The sequence below is a fragment of the Acidovorax sp. LjRoot204 genome (assembly GCF_056175785.1).
The window spans coordinates 1-20,541 of sequence record NZ_JBGFFF010000089.1; the positions used below are offsets into that span (position 1 = coordinate 1).

Here is a 20,541-nt window from a genome sequence, read left to right on the forward strand (position 1 = left end):
GTGCTGGCCTATGGCCTGCACCTGGGCGCGCGACTGCCGGCCCACCCTACGTCCACCGGCCGTGTGTTGCTGGCGGCGCTGCCCCCGGCGGAGTTGACCGCCTGGCTTAAGAACCGGCCCCTGCACCGCCTCACGCCCCAAACCATTACGCAGGTAGGCCCGCTGCGGCAGGTGATCACCAAGGTGCGGCGGGACGACTATTGCCTGGCCGTGGAGGAGCACGAGCTGGGCGTGCACGCGCTGGCTGTGCCGCTGCGCAACCTGCAGGGCCATACGGTGGCGGCGCTCAACGTGGTGGCGTCGCCCAAGCAGATGGACGAGGGCAGCCTGCAGCGCGACATGCTGCCGCTGCTGCAGGAGGCCGCCCGCGAACTGCGCGGACTGCTGTGACTGTCCGCCACAAGCCTCGTCGCCATGAAAAATGGCCCTTGTGAGGGCCATTCGGTGCCAAATTGGCAGAAAGCGCTAGTGCAATATGCGCTGCTAGCTATTATTTTGAGAGCGTCTTGAATACTTCACGCGCAGCAGCCACGGTGGCTGCCACGTCGTCGGCGGTGTGGGCGGCGCTCACGAAGCCCGCTTCATACAAGGCCGGTGCAATGTAGATGCCCCGGTCCAGCAGACCGTGGAACAGCTGGTTGAAGCGCGCGCTGTCGGTTTGGAGCACCTGGGCATAGTTCTGCGGCAGTTCGGGCAGCAGGAAGAAGCCGAACATGCCGCCTTCGCAGTCACCGCAGAACGGCACGCCTTCCGCCGTGGCAGCGGCTTGCAGGCCATCGACCAGCGAGCGGGTGCGGGCCGACAGCGCATCGAAGAAGCCGGGCTTCTTGATCTCGCGCAGCGTGGCMAGGCCRCAKGCCGTGGCCACCGGGTTGCCCGACAGCGTGCCSGCCTGGTASACSGSGCCSAGCGGYGCGAGSTGYTCCATGATGGCGCGCGRGCCRCCAAARGCCGCSAGYGGCATGCCRCCGCCGATSACCTTGCCSAGCACGGTGATGTCGGGTTGGAAGCCGGGGATGCTCTTGGCGTACACGCTTTGCGCGCTGCCCAGGGCCACGCGGAAACCGGTCATCACTTCATCCAGCACCAGCAGCGCACCGTATTCGGTGCACAGCTCGCGGCAGCGCTGCATGAACGGCACGCTCGCGCGCACCAGGTTCATGTTGCCCGCGATAGGCTCGATCATCACGCAGGCCAGTTCCTTGCCGTGCAGGGCAAAGGCTTCTTCGAGCTGGGCGACGTTGTTGTATTCAAGCACCAGGGTGTGCTGCACCACTTCGGGCGGCACGCCTGCGCTGGTGGCATTGCCAAACGTGGCSAGGCCSGAGCCGGCYTTSACCAGCAGCGMRTCGGCATGGCCGTGGTAGCAGCCTTCGAACTTGATGAACTTGCTGCGGCCCGTGGCGCCACGGGCCAGGCGGATGGCGCTCATGCCCGCTTCGGTGCCCGAGCTGACCAGACGAATCATCTCCATGGACGGCACCAGGCTCAGGATCTCCTCGGCCAGCTCGAYYTCGCGCTCGGTKGGYGCGCCAWAGSWRAAGCCYTCGAGCRCRGCCTTCTGCACYGCSTCGASCACSGCGGGGTGGCCGTGGCCSAGGATCATCGGGCCCCAGGAGCCGATGTARTCRATGWAGCGCTKGTCGTTSGCRTCCCAGAARTAGGCGCCTTGCGCGCGCTTGACGAAGCGGGGTGTGCCTCCGACCGCCTTGAAGGCCCGCACGGGCGAATTCACGCCTCCGGGGATCAGCGCCTTGGCGCGTTCGAACAGGGGAATATTGAGATCAGTGCTTGGTGTCATGGGGTGGCATCACAAAACCCTCCAGGGCCTGTGTTTCATCAATCGTGGTTTCTTCTTCGTCGCCGTCGGTCTCATCGTCCTCAGGCTGTGCCCAGAACATGCGGTCGGGCACGATATGCCCCATGCCGGGGCGAAAGCCTGCGTCCAGGCAGCGGTCGAGGTAACCCAGCGCTTCGCTGGTCGCTTCGCCCAAGTCGTTGCCGCTGGCCACCAGGGCAGTGAGTGCGGCCGAGAGCGTATCGCCCGCGCCCGAGAAGGTGGCGTCAAACAGCTCGAACTTGCCACTGCCCAGCACGGTCTGCGGCGAGGCCAGCACGTTSTCGAYGAACTGSTCGGGCAAGGGGATGCCAGTGACCAATGTGTAGGGCACGCCCATCTCGGACGCTGCGCGGGCAATGTCCCGGGCGGTGGGGCTGCGCTCGCCCGTCCAGTCCGGCAGCAGCCAGCGCCACAGGGTGCTGTGGTTTCCAACCAACACCGAGGTCTGGGGCAGCAGCAGCTCGCGGAAGGCGTCGAGGTACTCGTCGATCAGCTCGTCCCGCCACCAGGACAGGTTGGGCATGTAGGCGATCACGGGGACTTCGTCATAGTCGGTCGTGATYTCGGCAATGGTGCTGATGTTCTCGGGGCTGCCCACAAAGCCGACCTTGATCGCCTGCACGGGCAGGTCTTCCAGCACGGCCCGCGCCTGCTCGGACACAGCCTCGTCGTCGAAGCTGAAGTGGTCAAAAATCTGAGCGGTGTCGCGGGCATAGGCCCCGGTGACCACGGCGATCGGATGTCCGCCGACCGAGGCGATGGTGGTGATGTCGGCGGTCAGTCCGCCGGCTCCGCTGGGGTCGCTGGCATTGAACACCAGCACACAGGCCGGGCTCGCTTCCTCCGCGTCATCGTCGTCAATATCTGGGATTTCTGGGGGGGGAAGGGAGGCTTTGATGGTCATGGACCAGATCCTGCTGGAGGGGTGGCACGGAAGCTGCAGGCCGCGGAGATCACTAGATACAATCGTTGCATTCTATGTGAAGGCCCTTTAAGCTGTGACCGACTTTAAAACTTGGATGTGTTTGATTTGCGGCTGGATTTATGACGAGGCTGAGGGGTCTCCCGAACACGGCATTCCACCCAACACCCCCTGGGATCAGGTCCCGATGAACTGGACCTGCCCCGAATGTGGTGCCCGCAAGGAAGATTTCGAGATGGTCCAGATCTGAGGCGCTCCAGCACCAATCGCTGCTGCGTTGTTTATTTTCTCCATCGGGAGCAGTGACAATTGACTACAACAGGCGCATCTTTCAAAGTGCTCGTGGTGGATGACAGCAACACCATCCGTCGAAGCGCCGAGATTTTTCTCAAGCAGGGGGGGCACGAAGTCTTGTTGGCCGACGACGGCTTTGATGCTTTGGCCAAAGTCAACGATTACCAGCCTCAGCTGATTTTCTGCGACATCCTCATGCCCAAGCTCGACGGGTACCAGACCTGCGCCATCATCAAGCGCAACGCCCGTTTCGCAGATACCCCGGTGGTGATGCTGTCCTCCAAGGACGGCGTGTTCGACAAGGCGCGTGGGCGCATGGTCGGCTGCCAGGAATATCTCACCAAGCCGTTTACCAAAGACCAGCTGTTGCAGGCAGTGCAGCAGTTTGGCAATTCCCAACAAGGAGCCATGTAATGCCCATTCAGAAAGTATTGGTCGTCGACGACTCGAAGACCGAGTTGATGTTTTTGACGGACCTGCTTCAGAAAAAAGGCATGCAAGTCCGTACCGCAGAAAATGCCGAAGAGGCGTTTCGCCGTCTGGCCGAAGAAAAGCCTGACCTCATCCTGATGGATGTGGTGATGCCGGGCCAAAACGGGTTTCAGCTCACGCGTGCCATTACCCGCGACCCCCTTTACGCTGATGTGCCCATCATCATGTGCACCAGCAAGAACCAGGAAACCGACCGTGTCTGGGGCATGCGCCAGGGTGCGCGCGGCTACATCACCAAGCCGGTGGATCCCGCAGAGCTGCAGGCCAAAATTGACGCTCTGAACTGAGGCAGCGGCGCGCTCATGGCAAACCGCGAAGCCCTACGGGAGCTCCAGACCCGACTTGCCAGCCGTTTGCAGGCTGCAAGGTCCGAAGGTACCTCTGTGTCCTCCTGGCTGGCTGTAGAGTCCGCCGGGAATTTCTATTTGCTGCCCCTGGGGCAGTCCGGGGAGATCTTCCCCTGGGTATCGGTGCAGGCCGTGCCTTACACCCAGAGCTGGTTTCTGGGAGTGGCCAACCTGCGCGGCGGCTTGGTGGGGGTGGTGGATCTGGCTGGGTTGCTGGGGTCCACCGCAGCACGCACCGAGCAAGCCCTGTCCGAGGCCAGCCTGCTGGCATTCAATGCGGCGCTCGACGTTAATGCTGCCTTGCTGGTGGACCGCCTCGCCGGTCTGCGCGGCACGGATGCGTTTGTGTCGTCCGAGCCGCCCGCCGAGGATTCACCCAGCTTCTTCGGCACCACCTATATCGATTCCAGTGGCACACGCTGGCAGGAGCTGAACTTGCAGATCCTGTCCCAACATCCCGCTTTCCTGAGCATCAGTGCTTGAGTTTTTCTGTAAGGCTGCACCATGTCCGTCGTCAATCAATTTGGAAAACTGTTCAACCGGAAACCCGCCACGCCTGACACCGGCGCAGCCACCGGCGCGACCGACGATGGGCAGGATCTCCTGGCCACGGGGGCTCTGGATGGTTCGCAACTGCGCGACTCCTACCAGGCCGAAGCCATGAACAGCGTCCAGGGCGACCCCGACGGCTACACGCCCGAGTTGACCGCACCCGAGGCCGAAGAAGACCTCATCAGCCTGCCCCTGCTGGGCCGTTCGACCGCTGCCGGCCATCAGCGCCGACTGCTGGCCTTGCTGGCCGTGGGTGTGGTGGTGCTGGCGCTGATCGCCGGTTGGGTGCTGCAGCAGGCCGACCGTTCCGCACAGCAATTGGCTGCTACCGGCCAGTCGCTGATGCAGTCGCAACGTCTTGCCAAGTCGGTGTCGCAGGCGCTGGTGGGTAGCCCACAGGCCTTCCCGGACGTGGTGGAAAGCTCTGGCGTGCTGGCCCGCAACGTGCGCGCCCTGAATGCCGGTGACAACGAGCTGGGTGTGCAGTCGCTGGGTGAGCCCTTCAAGCCCGATCTGGACGCCGTCAACCCCCTGATGGAGCGCGCCGAGCGCAACGCCAGCGTGGTGATGGGTCAGCAAAAGATCCTGACGCAGGTGGGTGACGCTCTGCGCACCATCAACCGCCAGTCGTCCGACCTGCTGGAAATCGCTGAAACGGTCTCCTCGCTCAAGCTGCAACAAAATGCGCCCGCTGCCGAAATCTCCGCCGCAGGCCAGCTGGTGATGTTGACCCAGCGTATCGGCAAGTCGGCCAACGAGTTCCAGACCATGGAAGGCGTGAGCCCTGAGGCAGTGTTCCTGTTGGGCAAGGACTTGAACTCCTTCAAGGAAATCGCGCAGGGCCTGCTGGAAGGCAGCCCCGAGTTGCGCCTGTCGGCCACCAAGGACGCGCAGACCCGCGAACAACTGGAAGCGCTGATCAAGCTGTACGAACAGACCCGGACCCAGGCCAGCGCGATTCTGGGCAACCTGCAAGGTCTGGTGTCTGCCCGCGAAGCGCAGTCCGCCATCATTGCCGACAGCGAGCCACTGCGCCGCCAGCTGGAAGGTCTGCAGAGCAAGCTGTCCGCCCAGACCGGTCTGGGCGCCGGCCAGTTCGCCGCTCTGGCGCTGGCAGGCTTGTTCGTGCTGCTGTGCGGTATCGGCATTTCGCGCGTCCAGCTGCTGGACAGCCGTGGCCGTCAGGCCGCTGCGGAAAACCAGCAACGCGACGCCAAGCGCCAGGAGCAGGAAGCCAAGCGCGTCAACGACGCCAACCAGGCCGCCATTTTGCGTTTGATGAACGAACTGCAGTCGGTCGCTGAAGGTGACCTGACGCAAGAAGCCACCGTGACGGAAGACATCACCGGCGCCATTGCCGACTCGGTGAACTACACGGTGGAAGAGCTGCGCCAGCTGGTGGGCAGCGTGCAGAACACGGCGACCCGCGTGGCGCAGACGACTGCCCAGGTGGACAACACCTCGACCGAACTGCTGGCGGCATCGACCGAGCAGCTGCGCGAAATCCGCGAAACCGGCCGCTCCGTTCTGGATATGGCGACCCGCATTAACGAGGTGTCCACACAAGCGCAAGAGTCCGCCACGGTGGCCCGTCAGTCGCTGCAAGCCGCGGATTCGGGTCTGCAGGCCGTGCAGAACGCCATCGGCGGYATGAACTCCATCCGYGACCAGATCCAGGAMACMTCCAAGCGSATCAAGCGCCTGGGTGAATCGTCGCAGGAGATCGGYGAAATCAYCGAGCTGATYTCKGACATTACCGARCAGACGAACGTGCTGGCSCTGAAYGCCGCCATCCAGGCYGCATCCGCCGGTGAAGCCGGYCGCGGCTTCTCGGTGGTGGCSGAAGAAGTGCAGCGYCTGGCTGAACGTTCGGCCGATGCGACGCGCCAGATTTCTGCCCTGGTGAAAGCCATTCAAACCGATACCCAGGATGCCGTGGCCGCTATGGAGCGCTCCACGCAGGGTGTGGTGGAAGGGGCACGCCTGTCCGACAGCGCTGGTACTGCGCTGACCGAGATTGACCGCGTGTCGCGCCGTTTGGCCGAACTGATTGAGCAGATTTCGTCTTCGACTTCCCGGGAAGCTGTTCTGGCCAACGAAGTGGCCGACAACATCCAGCACATTTTTGCGGTGACCGAGCAGACGGGTGAAGGTACCCGCACCACGGCGCAACAGGTGCGCGAGCTCTCGCACATGGCCGAGGAACTGCGCCAATCGGTGGCACGTTTCAAGATCGCCTGACGCAGCAGTTAGTCATCAACCAGCTGGCTCATTGCAGCCGGGGACGAATCCATGTCATCTATTGATGTCAACAATGCACCGGCCGCCGACGGGACCCAGGGAGATCAGGACCTGGGTCCTTTGGCTTGGGTGCTTGACGAGCTGCGCAAATCGCTGGACGGTGCTGTCAAGGCGATGCGGCGCTTTGTGCGTGATGCCGAGGTAGCACGCGAGTCCGATCTGGCGGCGCTGGACGCTGGCCCCCTGCGCATTGCGCGCCAGCAATTGCACCAAGCCTGTGGTGCGCTGGAAATGGTGGGCATGGGCCCTCCGGCGCTGGTGCTGCGGTCCATGGAATCGGCGGTGCAGAAGTTTGTTCAGCGCCCCGAAACCTGCAGCGATGACGCTGCCGCCGTGATTGAGCGCGCCAGTTTTGCGCTGATCGAATACCTGGAAACCGTGCTGGCGGGCAAAGCGGTATCGCCCGTGGCCCTGTTTCCGCAGTACCGCGATGCTCAGGCACTGGCAGGCGCTGACCGTGTTCATCCCGCTGACCTGTGGCCGGTGGAGCGTCGTTTCCGTGAACCCGAAGGTGCGGTGTCGCGCCCACCTCTGCCCTACGGTCCCGAGGCGCGGGCGCGGCTGGATGCAGCTGTGCTGCGCATCGTCAAGTCGGGGGACCTGAAGGCCGCCCTGAGCCTGCGCGACACCTGCCTGGGTTTTGTGGCTGCACAAACAGATCGGCAGGCGCGTGCGTTCTGGAAAATTTGCGCGGGTTTCTTCGATGCGTTTGGCTCGGGCCTTTTGCCGCCAGATGTGTACGTCAAGCGCGTGGCATCCCGTGTGCTCATGCAGTACGCCACGTTGGCCAAGGGCGATCCGACGATCGCCGACCGGCTGGTGCAGGACCTGCTGTTCTTCTGCTCGCAGGCCAAGGTGGCCGATCTGGCAGAGGATGCAGCGCCCTCATTGCGTGCTGTCCGTCAGGCCTTTGCGCTGGACCGCTTCAAGCCGGTGGACTACGAGACGGCCCGCTTCGGACGTTTTGACCCGGCGGTGTTGACGCAGGCGCGCAAGCGCATTGCCTCGGCCACGGAAACCTGGTCTGCCCTGGCGGGTGGCGACCGCAACAAACTCAAGCCAGCGGCAGACCAGTTCAGCCTGGTGTGCGATTCGCTGCGCAAGCTCCATCCGGGCAGTGAGAACCTGGCGCAGGCGCTGACGCGTGCCCTGGATTCAACCACCCGATCGGGCGAACCCCCGTCGCCCGCATTGGCGATGGAAGTGGCTACCTCCGTGCTGTACCTGCAGGCAGCTTTTGAAGAGCTGGACACGGCAGACGAACAGATGGAAGCCCGCGCCAGCCGTCTTGCAGAGCGTCTGGATGCGGTCACGGCGGGTGCCGAACCCGAACCCCTTGAACAATGGATGGAAGAGCTGTACCGCCGGGTCAGCGACAACCAGACCATGGGCAGCGTGGTCGATGAGCTCCGGGTGACCCTGGGCGAGGCTGAAAAGGCCATGGACCAGTTTTTCCGCAACCCGAAGGACACTGGTGTGCTGGCGACCGTGCCAGGGCATCTTGCGCAGATGCGCGGCGTGCTGTCGGTGCTGGGGCTGGATCAGGCATCACTGGCGGTGGTCCGCATGCGCGACACGGTGGAGCGCCTGCTGATCAACGAGGTGCCCGAAGAAGAACGCCAAAGCGCGTTTGAAAAACTGGGCAACAGCCTGGGCGCATTGGGTTTCCTGATCGACATGCTGAGCTATCAGCGCACCATGGCGCGCAAGCTCTTTGTGTACGACGAAGAACTGGGCGAACTGCGCATCCTCATGGGTAAAACCCGTGCGCGCGCCTCTGATGCTGTGGAAGAAGCGCCTGCCAAGCTGGAAGAGCGTTCTGCCACCTTGGTGCCAGACGTGATTCCCCGCTTTCCGGTGCAGGAGCCTGTCAGCGAGCCCACGGACTTTGCACCGTTCCCTGATTTTGAGTCGACCCCCGCAGCCGATGCCAGCGTGGCGGCAGAGCCCGCAGGCCTGGCCCCGGATATCTCCTTTGACGTTCCCGCCGTTGCCGCGCCCGTACCGCTGGAAGCAGCTTCTCCGGCGGCTGCGGCTGCGCCCGCTCCAGTGCCCGATGTCGAAGATGAACTGCTCGACGTGTTCCTCGAAGAGGCACGCGAAGTGGTGGTCAACGGCCTGGCTGCCATTGAGCAGCTACGGGGTGAACCTGGTGACCTGAGCGAGCAGACCACACTGCGCCGTGCGTTCCATACGCTCAAGGGCAGCTCGCGCATGGTGGGGCTGAACGACTTTGGCGAAGCAGCCTGGTCGATGGAGCAGGTGCTCAACGTCTGGCTGGCCGAACAAAAGCCCATGCAGCCGAGCTTGTTGCAGTTGTCCACCGACGCACTGCATGCTTTCAGCAGCTGGGCAGACGACATCGCCGCAGGCCGCGCGACGGGCTGGGACCCTGAGTCCTTCCGCCGGTCGGCAGATGCCATGCGCCTGGATGGCACGCTGGTACCGCTGGCGATGCCATCGGGTGGCGGTATGGCGCCCGAACCTCCAGCACCACAGGCCGCGCCGGAGCTTGCCGAGGCCGTGGCAGAGCCGGTGGATGCCCTCTCCGCCGAAGTGCTCAACGAAGAACTGACGGTGCCGGATTTCCAGGCCACCGAGATTTCCGAGCATGTGCCCGAACAGCCCGTCGAGAGCGCCAACGGTGCCCCGGAAGTGGCCGAGGAGATCGACTTCTCGGTGTTCACTGCAGCTTTGAACGAGTCTGCCCACGAACCTGCACCTGTGGTCGATCCGTCCAGCGTGGACTTTGTCCTCGACCTGGAGCTGCCTGACCTGGAACCTGTGTCTGCGGAAGCGCCTGTGCCCGCAGTGGATCACGCAGAAGCTGTCGATACGCCGCTGCAAGCGCCCGCAGGCGCCCTGGGCGACGAACTATTGCTGCCAGAAGACCTGGTGCTCGATGCCGCCGAACCGCAAAATGCGGTGGATACAGAGGCCCGCATTCCTTCGGATGGGCTGGAAGCCCTGGACGTGGCTGAGCTGGAGAAGCTGCTGGAGGCCGAGTCGGCCGAGGCTGCCGAACTGCTTGCACCTGCCCCCGAGGACGTGGCTGTGGCCGGTTCCGAAGCGTTGCCAGACGACCTGATCGCTGAAGTGGAGCCCGCGCAAGAAGTGGCGCATCTGCTCGATGCCCTGCCGCAGGAAGAAGGCGGCAGCGACGATGCGGTGAAGGTCATCGACACGCTGCGCATCGGTATCCCGCTGTACAACGTGTACCTGAATGAGGCCGATGAATGGTCTCGTCGCTTGGTGACCTGTTTGCAGGAATGGGCGCTGGAACTGCATGAGCCGCTGCCTGACACGGCGGTGGCCCTGTCGCACTCGCTCGCCGGCAGTTCGGCCACGGTGGGCTTCACCGCGCTGTCCGAAATGGCCCGCGTGCTGGAGCACACGCTGCAGCATGTGCAGCTGCAGTCGGGTGGCACCGAGGAGCAGGCGGCAGCGTTCATGGCAGCAGCGGAGGACATCCGCCGCCTGTTGCACCAGTTTGCTGCCGGGTTCCTCAAAGAGCCCAGCCCGGAAGTGCTGGCCCAGCTGCGCCAGATTCTGGAAACCGAGGTGGTCAGCACCCAGTCTCCACCCGAGGAAGATGCGCAGGCCTACCTCGACGCCGCAGAGCAGGAAGCGTCCGAAGTTGCTGCGGCCGGGTTGGCACCTGAGCCGGTGGCGGAGGTGCCTGTGGTGGATGCAGAGCCTGAGGCTGTTGCACCGGCTGTGACTGCCCCCGTGGTGGGCCATGTGGTGCCCGCGCTGTCTGCAGTCATCCACGACCACGATCAGCACATTGACGATGCCATCGCGCACGCCATTGCCTCGATCCCGGACGCGGACGACGACATCGATGCGATCGACGTCATCGACCCCGACCTGTTCCCCATCTTCGAGGAAGARGCGGCSGAGYTGCTGCCCCAGCTTGGTGGTGCGTTGCGCCAATGGGCGTCGCGCCCCGACAACCTCAGCGCCCGCAGCGAAGTATTGCGAGCCCTGCACACGCTCAAGGGCAGTTCGCGACTGGCCGGGGCGATGCGGCTGGGCGAAATGGCCCACCGGCTGGAATCTGCGATCGAGCAGCTGGACGCAGAAACCGTCACGGCCGACCAGATCGAGCCGTTGCAAGGCAGTTTCGATGGACTGCAAGCCAACTTCGAGGCGCTGCGTGCCATTGGTCAGGGACCTTCCGACACGGTGGTTACTCTGCCGGTCGAAGCCACACCGGCCTTGCGCGCCAATGTGGCGGATGCGGCCGAAGCCTCCGTCCCCTCGGCGGCAGTATCTTCTGCCAAGCCGCTGGCGATAACGGCTCCGGCCGTGCGCCTGCCCGGACCGTCCCAGCTGGCGCCCCTGCGGGTGGCAGCCAACCAGTCGGTGCGCGTGCGTGCACAGCTGCTGGACCGCCTGGTCAACCAGGCGGGCGAGGTGATGATCAGCCGTTCGCGCCTGGACGCGCGCCTGGGCCAGTTCCGCAGCTCACTCACCGATCTGTCGGGCAATCTGGACCGCTTGCGTCAGCAATTGCGCGACATCGAGGTGCAGGCCGAATCTCAGATGCAGTCGCGTCTGGCGCTGTCCAAGGACTCTGCTGCGGGCTTCGATCCGCTGGAGTTCGACCGCTTCACMCGSGTGCAGGARYTSACSCGCATGATGGCCGAGTCGGTSAAYGACGTGGCCACSGTGCAGCGCAATCTGCAACGTGCCATGGAAGGCGCTGAAGACGACTTGATTGCCCAAGGCCGCCAGGCGCGTGAGCTGCAACGGGATCTGCTGCGCACACGTATGGTGGAGTTCGAGGGGATTGCCGAGCGCTTGTACGCGGTGGTGCGTCAGGCCTCCAAGGAAACCGGCAAGCAGATCAAGCTGGACATCACCGGCGGCTCCATCGAAATGGACCGCGGCGTGCTGGACCGCATGACGCCCGCCTTCGAACATTTGTTGCGCAATTGCGTGGCCCACGGCATTGAAGAGCCTGAAGTGCGCACGGCGGCCGGCAAGCCGGCGTCGGGCACCATCACGGTGGACCTGCACCACGAAGGCAATGACGTATCGGTCGAGTTCCGCGATGACGGAGCGGGTCTGAACCTGCCGCGCATTCGCGAAAAGGCCGTGTCTCAGGGCATCGTGGAACCCGGCGTGGAGCTGAGCGATGCGGATGCGGCCAACCTGATCTTCATGCCAGGCTTCTCGACGGCCTCCGAAGTGACTGGTCTGGCAGGGCGGGGCATCGGCATGGACGTGGTGCGTGCTGAGATCAATGCGCTGGGCGGCCGCATCGAAACCTCCACCGAGGCGGGCAAGGGTGCGGCATTCCGCATGGTGCTGCCGTTGACCACCGCAGTGACGCAGGTGGTGATGCTGCGCTCGGGTGACCTGGCGATCGGCGTTCCGGCCAACGTGGTCGAGATCGTCCGCCGCACCTCGGCCCCTGACTTGGCAGAGGCTTACCGTACCGGCGTGTTTGACGACGGCATGGAGAAAATCCCGTTCTTCTGGTCGGGAGCCCTGCTGCAGTCGTCCAGCCGCAGCACCGAGCCGGCGGGCAAGACCCGCCCGGTGGTGATCTTCCGAAGCGCTGCCCAGCGTGTTGCGATGCACGTGGACGAAGTGCTGGGCAACCAGGAAGTGGTGGTGAAGAACCTGGGGCCGCAGTTGTCCCGTCTGCCAGGTCTGGCGGGCATGTCCGTGCTGGCCTCGGGTGCCGTGGTACTGATCTACAACCCGGTGGCCTTGGCCACGGTGTATGGCGACCAGGTGCGTGCGGCCAGTGCCGACATGGCACCAGCGCCCGACACCCCCGCTGCCGGCGGTACGGGTAAAGCCGTGGTGTCTCAACAGTTGTCGGGCCCCAGCCAGGTGCCTTTGGTGCTGGTGGTGGACGACTCCATCACCGTGCGYCGCGTGACGCAGCGCCTGCTGCAGCGCGAAGGCTACCGTGTGGCCCTGGCGGCCGATGGCCTGYAGGCGCTGGAGCGTCTGCAGSAGGAGCGCCCGRCGGTGGTKCTGTCSGACATCGARATGCCGCGCATGGACGGCTTCGAYCTGGCGCGCAACATCCGGGCAGACGGTGCCTTGCGTGATCTGCCCATCATCATGATCACCTCGCGGATTGCTGAAAAGCACCGCGAGCACGCGATGGAGCTGGGTGTGAACCATTACCTGGGCAAGCCCTATTCGGACGAAGAGCTGCTGAGCCTGATCCAGCACTACGCGCGCATCGCTGCGGCGGCCGAGGCCTGACACCATGCTGGCCCACTCCCGACCCTGCGAGTCAGCCTGGGTCGGGAGTGTTCTCTTGTTGCCTTGCCTTGTGGTGTCCTGTGCATGGACAGGGCGGACCGAGTCACCGTGATGGATCCGCTGGCACCATCCCCTTCCCCCGATCCCCGGCTGCTGGCCTGCCTGGCCCTGGTAGCGCGCGAGCGCGCTTCGGACCTGTTTCTGATGGCAGGTGCTGCGCCCACGATCAAGCGGCAGGGTGCCTTTGTCCCCATCACACAGCAAGTCCTGGCGGCCGACGATGTGCGGCATATGGCCTATTCCATCTTGCGCGAGGCCCAGCGCAAGGAGTTCGAGACCACGATGGAGTGCGACCTCTCGCTGCAGACCGCCGATGGGGAGCGCTTTCGCGTGAACGTGCACATGCAGCGGGGGCAGGTCGGCATGGTGATCCGCCATGTGATAGCGCGGATCCCGACGCTGGAAGAACTGGGGTTGCCGCCCGYCCTCCAGYGGCTGGCGTTTCTCAAAGGGGGGCTGGTCCTGACGGTGGGCTCCGCAGGTTCGGGCAAGACCACCACGCTGGCCGCATTGCTGGACCATCGCAACACGCACACTGGCGGGCACATCCTCACGGTAGAAGACCCCATCGAATACCTGCACAGCCACAAAAAATCCCTGGTGACGCAGCGCGAGGTGGGTCTCGACACCCTGTCGTATGACGAAGCGCTGCGCCGTGCCATGCGCGAGGCGCCCAACGTGATCATGATCGGCGAGATCCGCGACCGGGCCACCATGCAGCACGCACTGCACTACGCTGAGTCCGGCCATCTGTGTGTGTCCACCCTGCACGCCAACAATGCCAACCAGGCGGTGCAGCGCATCGTGAATTTTTTCCCCGAGGACGCGCACCGCCAGCTGCTCATGGACCTGTCCCTCAACCTGCGGGCGGTGGTGGCGCAACGCCTGGTGCCGGGCCTTTCGGGCCACTTGGTGCCTGCCACCGAGATCATGCTGCTCACGCCCTATGTGGCCGAGCTGATCCAGAAGGGGCAGATCGACGAACTCAAGACCGCCATCACTCGCAGTGGCGAGCAGGGCATGTGGAGTTTTGATCAGTCACTGCTGGGCATGGTGGAGGCGGGTGCGATATCGCCCGAAGAAGCCATCGCCAACGCCGACAACCGCACCGATGTGCGCTTGCGACTGCGGCTGGCCGCCGGTGCCTCGCTGGGCGGTGAGGGCATGCAGATGGCGCCGGAGGAACCCCCGCCGGACGACCCGCCGCCCACGGCGCATCGCTAGCCCTCGGCGACCTGCTTGAGTGTGTGGGTCCGTGTGTTGTCACCCTGCAGCCGTCTTCACCACGGCATACCGCTCCAACGTGCGTTGCCGTGCGGCATCGTGCTCCACCACAGGCAAGGGGTAGGTGTCTCCCAGACGTACGCCCGCTTCCTGCAGCTCCAGGGGCCGCGCCAGCCAGGGGGCGTGTAATGCCTTGGTCGGGAGCGTTGCGAGCTGCGGCAGGTAACGCCGGATGAACTTGCCCTCCGGGTCGAACTTCTCGCTCTGGCTGACCGGGTTGAAGATGCGGAAATAGGGCTGGGCATCACACCCGCTGGAGCTGGCCCACTGCCAGCCACCGTTGTTGGCGGCCAGGTCGAAGTCATTGAGGTGCGTGGCAAAGTAGGCCTCGCCGCGGCGCCAGTCGATGCCCAGGTCTTTCACCAGAAAGCTKGCYACCACCATGCGCAGGCGGTTGTGCATGTAGCCSSTCTGGTTGATCTGCRSCATGGCSGCRTCCACCAGCGGGTAGCCSGTGCGGCCCTSGCACCAGGCGGCAAACCGGGCATCGGCCTCGGGGCCGGTCTCCCAGGCGATGGCGTCATAGGCCGGCTTGAAGCTCTGGCCCACCACATGCGGGTGGTGGTGCAGGATCTGGAAGTAGAAGTCCCGCCAGATCAGCTCATTGAGCCAGGTCGTGGCGCCGGGGTTGCCCTCCAGCATCAGGCGGTGCGCCGTGCGTGCCAGCAAGCGCGGCGAGATGGTGCCAAACCGCAGGTGCACGCTCAGGTAGCTGGGCCCTTTCACCGCCGGAAAGTTGCGCGTGTCCTCATACCGCTCGATGCGGCCGAGAAAATCGTCGAATAACTGCTGTGCGCCCTGGGCGCCGGTGGGCAGGCGCAGCTGGGACAGCGCTGTGGGCTCAAACCCGAGGTCCTGCAAGGTGGGTACCGGCTGGCAATAGGCTTCCGGTCGCGCGGCCAGATGGTGGGCGTGTCGCTCCACCGGATAGCTCTTGAGCTGGAACACATCGATCTTCTTGAGCCATGCATTCTTGTACGGCGTGAACACGCTGTACGGGTTGCCGGTCTGCGTCAGCACTTCGCTGCGCTCGAGCAGGGTGTGGTCCTTGAACGTGTGGAAGGCCTTGCCTGCAGCCGTCAGGCGCGTGCGCACCAGGCGGTCGCGGTCCAGCGCCTGGGGTTCGTCATCGTGGTTGGCAAAGACCGCCTGCACGTCCAGGGCGTCGACCAGTGCCGGAATGGTATCGCTGGCCACCGCGTGCCACACGATGAGGCCTCCCCTTTCATGCCCCGAAAGTGCGCGCAGGGTTTCATCTAGCTCTACCAGCGACTCCCGGATGAACTCCACCCGCCGGTCGGCGCGGGGCAGGGCATCGAGGATGTCCTTGTCGAAGACAAAAGCGCAGAACACCTGCTCGCAGCGCGTCAGCGCGTGGTACAGGGCCGCTTGGTCGTGGGCACGCAGGTCGCGGCGGAACCAGACCAAGCCACGGGAGTAAGTGGGCTCGGGGGAGGGGGGCATGTTCACCGTTAAAATTGCGGGATGTCTTTCGATTCTGCGCCCATCAACCTGACGCATCACTTCCTGATCGCGATGCCCGGCCTGGAAGATGAGTCTTTTGCGCGCAGCGTCGTCTATCTGTGTGAGCACAGCGAACGCGGTGCGCTTGGCCTCATCATCAACAAGCCCACCGATATCACCCTCAAGGGCCTGTTTGACAAGGTGGACCTGTCGCTGCGCCGCGAGGACCTCACCAAAGAGCCCGTTTTTCAGGGCGGCCCGGTGCAGACCGAGCGCGGATTTGTGCTGCACGAACCCATGCTCATGGACAAGGGGGAAACCGACGAGTCGGCCTACGCCTCCACCATGACCATCCCCGGTGGCCTGGAGATGACCACCTCCAAGGACGTGCTCGAAGCCCTTTCCACTGGCGCAGGTCCCCGCCGCGTGCTCATCACGCTGGGGTATTCGTCCTGGGGCGAGGGGCAGTTGGAGTCTGAGCTTGCCGAGAACGCCTGGCTCACGGTGGCCGCCGATCTGTCGGTGATCTTCGACACGCCCGTGCCCGAGCGGTACGACCGAGCCCTGTCGCTTCTGGGCTTGCAGGCCTGGATGCTGTCGCCCGAGGCGGGGCACGCATGACTGGTGCGCCCGCTCAGTCCATCCAGCCGCCAGCCGTTCCTGCGCATTTCCAGACCTTTCTTGCTTTTGACTTTGGGCTCAAGCGCACGGGCGTGGCCTCGGGCAACCGCATGCTCAAGAGCGCCACACCCCAGCGCACCATCCAGGCCGAGGGCGACGCCCGTTTTGCCCAAGTGGCCGAGCGCATCAAGGAATGGCAGCCCGATGCGCTGGTGATCGGCGTGCCCTACCACCCCGACGGTGCGGCCCACGAAAACACCGCGCGTGCTCTCAAGTTCGGGCGCCAGTTGCGCGGGCGCTTTGGATTGCAGGTGTTCGAGGTGGACGAGCGCTACAGCACCACCGAAGCCATTGCAGGTGGTGCCAAGGATGCCGACGCGGCCTCGGCCTGCATCATCCTGGAACAGTTTTTGAGGAATCTCCCATGACCACCCCATCCCCCGGAATGTCCGGCAGCCTGGTGCTTGATGCCGAGGCGCTGTACCGCGAACTGCTGCGCGGGGTGCGCAGCATGTTGACTCCCACCACGCGCCTGGCGGGCATCGCTTCCGGCGGCGCCTGGCTGGYCGAGCGCCTGCAAAAAGACCTGGGCCTGGAAGGCCCGGCCGGTGTGTTGTCATCGGTGATGCACCGCGACGACTTCGCCCAGCGTGGCCTSTCGGCCAGYGCGCAGACCGCGCTGCCGTTYGACGTGAACGGTGCCGACGTGCTGSTGCTGGACGACGTGCTCTACACCGGCCGCACCATCCGCGCSGTGCTCAACGAGCTGTTCGACTWTGGCCGCCCSGCSWGCGTGCGSCTSGCKGTGCTGGTGGACCGYGGCGGRCGCGAGCTGCCCGTGCAGGCCGACTTTGCTGCTGCCCGGGTGGCCTTGCCGGTCGCCCATTCGCTGGCCCTGGCGCGTGGCGACAGCGGCACCTTCCAATTCCAAGTCCAAGACAAAGACTAAAGAGGCCTGACCGTGCTGCACAAGCGCAATCCCCAACTCAACGGCAACGGCGAACTCATCCACCTGCTGTCCATCGAGGGTCTGCCGCGCGACATCGTCACGCACATCCTCGACACGGCCGCCAACTTCGTCAGCGTCAACGACCGCGAAGTCAAGAAGGTGCCCCTCTTGCGCGGCAAGAGCGTGTTCAACCTGTTCTTCGAGAACAGCACGCGTACGCGCACCACGTTCGAGATCGCGGCCAAGCGCCTGTCGGCCGACGTGATCAACCTGGACATCGCGCGCAGCTCGGCCAGCAAGGGCGAGTCGCTGCTCGACACCATCGCCAACCTGAGCGCGATGGCCGCCGACCTGTTCGTGGTGCGGCACAGCGAGTCCGGCGCGCCTTACCTGATCGCGCAGCACGTGGCGCCGCATGTGCACGTGATCAACGCCGGCGACGGACGGCATGCCCACCCCACGCAGGGGTTGCTGGACATGTACACCATCCGCCACTACAAAAAGGACTTCAGCAACCTCACTGTGGCCATCGTGGGCGACGTGCTGCACTCGCGCGTGGCGCGCTCGGACATCCACGGCCTGACCACCTTGGGCTGCGCCGAAGTGCGTGTGGTGGGTCCGCGCACCCTTGTGCCGTCGGACATGGCGCAGATGGGCGTGCGGGTGTGCCACACGCTTGAAGAAGGCATCAAGGATGCCGACGTGGTCATCATGCTGCGCCTGCAGAACGAGCGCATGAGCGGTGCGCTGCTGCCTTCCAGCCAGGAGTATTTCAAGAGCTTCGGCCTCACGCAGGAAAAGCTGCAACTGGCCAAGCCCGACGCCATCGTCATGCACCCSGGCCCCATCAACCGYGGCGTGGAGATCGACTCCGCCGTGGTCGATGGCAAGCAGAGCGTGATCCTGCCGCAGGTGACCTTCGGCATCGCCGTGCGCATGGCTGTCATGTCCATCGTCGCAGGGAACGAGGCGTGACCTTGAGGATGAATACTCCTGTTTTCATAGCTGCCTGTGCTTATAAATCAAGCACTAGCAGCCAATTTGGCTTGAAATCATGAAGATACTGATCCAGAACGGCCGTGTGATCGACCCCGCCTCGGGCCTTGACCAGACCTGCGACATCGCGCTGGCGGCGGGCCGCATCGTGGGGGTCAACCGCGTGCCGCCCGACTTTGCGCCCAACCGCACCATCAACGCTGCCGGCTGCATCGTGTTGCCCGGCCTGGTGGATCTGGCCGCGCGCCTGCGCGAACCCGGCCACGAGCACGAAGGCATGCTCGAGTCCGAAATGGCCGCCGCTGTGGCCGGTGGCGTGACCAGCCTGGTCTGCCCACCCGATACCGACCCGGTGCTTGACGAGCCCGGTCTGGTGGAGATGCTCAAGTTCCGCGCCGAGAAGCTGCACCAGTCGCGCCTGTTCCCGCTSGGCGCGCTCACGCGCARCCTYGCKGGCGRSGTGCTSACCGARATGGCCGAGCTSACCGARKCCGGCTGCRTSGGCTTYRGCCAGGCCGASGTRCCGCTSGCMRRCACCCAGGTGCTGCAGCGCGCGCTGCWSTACGCRRSCACCTTYGGCTACACCGTGTGGYTGCGCCCGCAAGAGATGCACCTKGGCAAGGGCGTGGCKGCCAGCGGYGCGCTGGCCACGCGGCTGGGCCTTTCGGGCGTGCCCGTGGCGGCCGAGACGATTGCGCTGCACACCATTTTTGAACTGCTCAAGATCACCGGMGCGCGCGTGCACCTGTGCCGCCTGAGCAGCGCTGCGGGCGTGGAGCTGGTGCGCCGCGCCAAGGCCGATGGCCTGAAGGTCACGGCCGATGTCAGCATCAACTCGCTGCACCTCACCGAAAACGACATCGGCTTCTTTGACAGCCGCGCGCGCCYGACGCCGCCGCTGCGCCAGCAGCGCGACCGTGACGCCCTCAGCGCGGCGCTGCTCGACGGCACCATCGATGCGCTGGTGTCCGACCACACCCCGGTGGATGAAGACGCCAAGACCCTGCCGTTTGCCGAAGCCGAGCCTGGCGCCACGGGGCTGGAGCTGCTGCTGTCGCTGGCGCTCAAGTGGTCGCAAGACAGTGGTGTGCCTTTACAGCGCGCGCTGGCAGTGGTCACGGCAGAGCCCGCACGCGTGCTGGGCAACGCGCTGGGTACCTTGCAGGCCAGCGTCGGCCAGATCGTGGAAGGCGGCGTGGGCGACCTCTGCATCTTCGACCCGCAGTCGGCGTGGACGGTGCAGGACGACGCGCTCGCCAGCCAGGGCAAACACACGCCGTTCTCGGGCTACGAACTGCCCGGCCGCGTGCGCATGACCCTGGTCGGCGGACAGGTCGCTTTTGACCGCAGCTGAGACGGCGCGACGCTGCGATAGCGAGGCCCGGCCGTGAAGTTCCTGCGCGCCAGTTGGCGCCTCTTGCGGCTGCTGGGTCAYATCGCCAAGGGCCTGTGGATTGTGGCGCTGCGGTTTCCGTCGCTGTCGCCGGACCAGCAACACGCCCGCGTGCAGGTGTGGTCGCTGGAGCTGCTGGCCCATGCGGGCATYAGCCTGCGCATCCTGGGGCAGCCCCCGGTGACTGGTCCGGTGATGCTGGTGGCCAACCACATCTCGTGGCTCGACATCCCGGTGATGCATGCGGCGCGGCACTGTCGCTTTGTCTCCAAGTCCGACGTGCAGGCCTGGCCGCTGATCGGCACCCTGGCCACGGCGGCGGGCACGCTCTACATCGAACGCAGCTCGCGCCGCGATGCGCTGCGCATGGTGCGCTCGATGCAGGAGGCGCTGGAGCGCGGCGAGGTGCTGGCCGTTTTCCCCGAAGGCACCACGGGCGACGGGCGCGAGATGCTGCCCTTCCACGCCAACCTGCTGCAGGCCGCCGTGGCTGCAAAGGCGCCCGTGCAGCCCGTAGGCCTGCGCTTTGCCGACAAGGTCACGGGCGCCACCAGTTTTGCTCCCAGCTACATCGGCGACGAAACCCTGGTGGGCTCGATCTGGCGCACGCTCAGCGCCCGGCCCATCGAGGCCGTGGTGCACTACGGCCCCCCGGAGCTGGCAGGCGAGCGCGACCGCCGCACCTGGACGCAGCACCTGCACGACACGGTCGATCAGCTGCGCAAGGCCTGAGAACGCACACAGGATCCCTGGGTTCCCAACGAGCTGTCTTTGTGCGGTAAAAGCGTGCAT

Annotated in this window: 17 protein-coding genes; 14 read left to right on the forward strand and 3 right to left on the reverse strand. The window is 64.8% G+C overall.

What is annotated here, in order from left to right; genetic code table 11:
• Window positions 1–390 (forward strand): IclR family transcriptional regulator domain-containing protein (locus AC04MI_RS15870; RefSeq protein ID WP_476498131.1); only part of this gene is annotated, 390 nt, incomplete at its 5' end.
• A 100-nt stretch (window positions 391–490) separates the two neighbouring features.
• On the opposite strand, the gene hemL is transcribed toward AC04MI_RS15870, so the two are convergent.
• Window positions 491–1,801: a glutamate-1-semialdehyde 2,1-aminomutase gene (gene hemL / locus AC04MI_RS15875; RefSeq protein ID WP_476498132.1), complete on the reverse strand. Its 1,311-nt coding sequence runs from the start codon at window positions 1,799–1,801 to the stop codon at window positions 491–493.
• Complete coding sequence (thiD, locus tag AC04MI_RS15880; RefSeq protein WP_476498133.1) at window positions 1,785–2,744, reverse strand: bifunctional hydroxymethylpyrimidine kinase/phosphomethylpyrimidine kinase; 960 nt, start codon at window positions 2,742–2,744, stop codon at window positions 1,785–1,787. The genes hemL and thiD overlap by 17 nt, the downstream gene beginning before the upstream one ends.
• 115 nt (window positions 2,745–2,859) lie before the next feature.
• Here thiD and AC04MI_RS15885 point away from each other — a divergent pair, with 115 nt between their 5' ends.
• The 7 genes from AC04MI_RS15885 to AC04MI_RS15915 all read left to right on the forward strand — a co-directional run bounded on the left by AC04MI_RS15885 (window position 2,860) and on the right by AC04MI_RS15915 (window position 14,266).
• Window positions 2,860–3,012 carry a rubredoxin gene (locus tag AC04MI_RS15885; RefSeq protein ID WP_165836572.1) on the forward strand — a complete coding sequence of 51 codons (153 nt, stop codon included), beginning with the start codon at window positions 2,860–2,862 and terminating at the stop codon, window positions 3,010–3,012.
• Window positions 3,013–3,071: 59 nt separating this feature from the next.
• Window positions 3,072–3,470 (forward strand): response regulator, encoded by a 399-nt coding sequence (locus AC04MI_RS15890; RefSeq protein WP_005796099.1) that lies wholly within the window; start codon window positions 3,072–3,074, stop codon window positions 3,468–3,470.
• Window positions 3,470–3,835 carry a response regulator gene (locus tag AC04MI_RS15895; RefSeq protein ID WP_005796104.1) on the forward strand — a complete coding sequence of 122 codons (366 nt, stop codon included), beginning with the start codon at window positions 3,470–3,472 and terminating at the stop codon, window positions 3,833–3,835. The genes AC04MI_RS15890 and AC04MI_RS15895 overlap by 1 nt, the downstream gene beginning before the upstream one ends.
• A 15-nt stretch (window positions 3,836–3,850) precedes the next feature.
• Window positions 3,851–4,378: a chemotaxis protein CheW gene (locus AC04MI_RS15900; RefSeq protein WP_056066233.1), complete on the forward strand. Its 528-nt coding sequence runs from the start codon at window positions 3,851–3,853 to the stop codon at window positions 4,376–4,378.
• Window positions 4,379–4,399: 21 nt separating this feature from the next.
• A complete protein-coding gene (locus AC04MI_RS15905; RefSeq protein ID WP_476498134.1) occupies window positions 4,400–6,688 on the forward strand; it encodes a methyl-accepting chemotaxis protein in 2,289 nt (762 codons plus the stop codon).
• A gap of 51 nt (window positions 6,689–6,739) precedes the next feature.
• Window positions 6,740–12,982 (forward strand): hybrid sensor histidine kinase/response regulator, encoded by a 6,243-nt coding sequence (locus AC04MI_RS15910; protein ID WP_476498135.1) that lies wholly within the window; start codon window positions 6,740–6,742, stop codon window positions 12,980–12,982.
• Between the two features lie 111 nt (window positions 12,983–13,093).
• On the forward strand, window positions 13,094–14,266 hold the full coding sequence (locus AC04MI_RS15915) for a PilT/PilU family type 4a pilus ATPase (RefSeq protein WP_476498138.1): 1,173 nt from the start codon (window positions 13,094–13,096) through the stop codon (window positions 14,264–14,266).
• 39 nt (window positions 14,267–14,305) lie between these two features.
• Here AC04MI_RS15915 and AC04MI_RS15920 read toward each other — a convergent pair whose 3' ends face one another.
• A complete protein-coding gene (locus tag AC04MI_RS15920) occupies window positions 14,306–15,790 on the reverse strand; it encodes a cryptochrome/photolyase family protein (protein ID WP_476498139.1) in 1,485 nt (494 codons plus the stop codon).
• A 21-nt stretch (window positions 15,791–15,811) separates the two neighbouring features.
• Between AC04MI_RS15920 and AC04MI_RS15925 the strand changes: the two genes are divergently transcribed.
• From AC04MI_RS15925 to AC04MI_RS15950, 6 genes are all read left to right on the forward strand, one after another.
• A complete protein-coding gene (locus AC04MI_RS15925) occupies window positions 15,812–16,411 on the forward strand; it encodes a YqgE/AlgH family protein (RefSeq protein ID WP_015015583.1) in 600 nt (199 codons plus the stop codon).
• Entirely contained in the window at window positions 16,408–16,839 is a 432-nt protein-coding gene (gene ruvX / locus AC04MI_RS15930) for a Holliday junction resolvase RuvX (RefSeq protein WP_015015582.1), read from the forward strand. Before AC04MI_RS15925 ends, ruvX begins: the two co-directional genes overlap by 4 nt.
• A complete protein-coding gene (gene pyrR / locus AC04MI_RS15935; protein WP_476498136.1) occupies window positions 16,836–17,360 on the forward strand; it encodes a bifunctional pyr operon transcriptional regulator/uracil phosphoribosyltransferase PyrR in 525 nt (174 codons plus the stop codon). Before ruvX ends, pyrR begins: the two co-directional genes overlap by 4 nt.
• 12 nt (window positions 17,361–17,372) lie before the next feature.
• Window positions 17,373–18,335, forward strand: a complete 963-nt coding sequence (locus AC04MI_RS15940) for an aspartate carbamoyltransferase catalytic subunit (protein ID WP_056066217.1) — start codon at window positions 17,373–17,375, stop codon at window positions 18,333–18,335.
• Window positions 18,336–18,414: 79 nt separating this feature from the next.
• Window positions 18,415–19,710, forward strand: coding sequence for a dihydroorotase (locus tag AC04MI_RS15945; RefSeq protein ID WP_476498137.1), 1,296 nt, complete (start codon window positions 18,415–18,417; stop codon window positions 19,708–19,710).
• Window positions 19,711–19,743: 33 nt separating this feature from the next.
• Window positions 19,744–20,481: a lysophospholipid acyltransferase family protein gene (locus tag AC04MI_RS15950; protein WP_395453031.1), complete on the forward strand. Its 738-nt coding sequence runs from the start codon at window positions 19,744–19,746 to the stop codon at window positions 20,479–20,481.
• Window positions 20,482–20,541 lie beyond the last annotated feature (60 nt).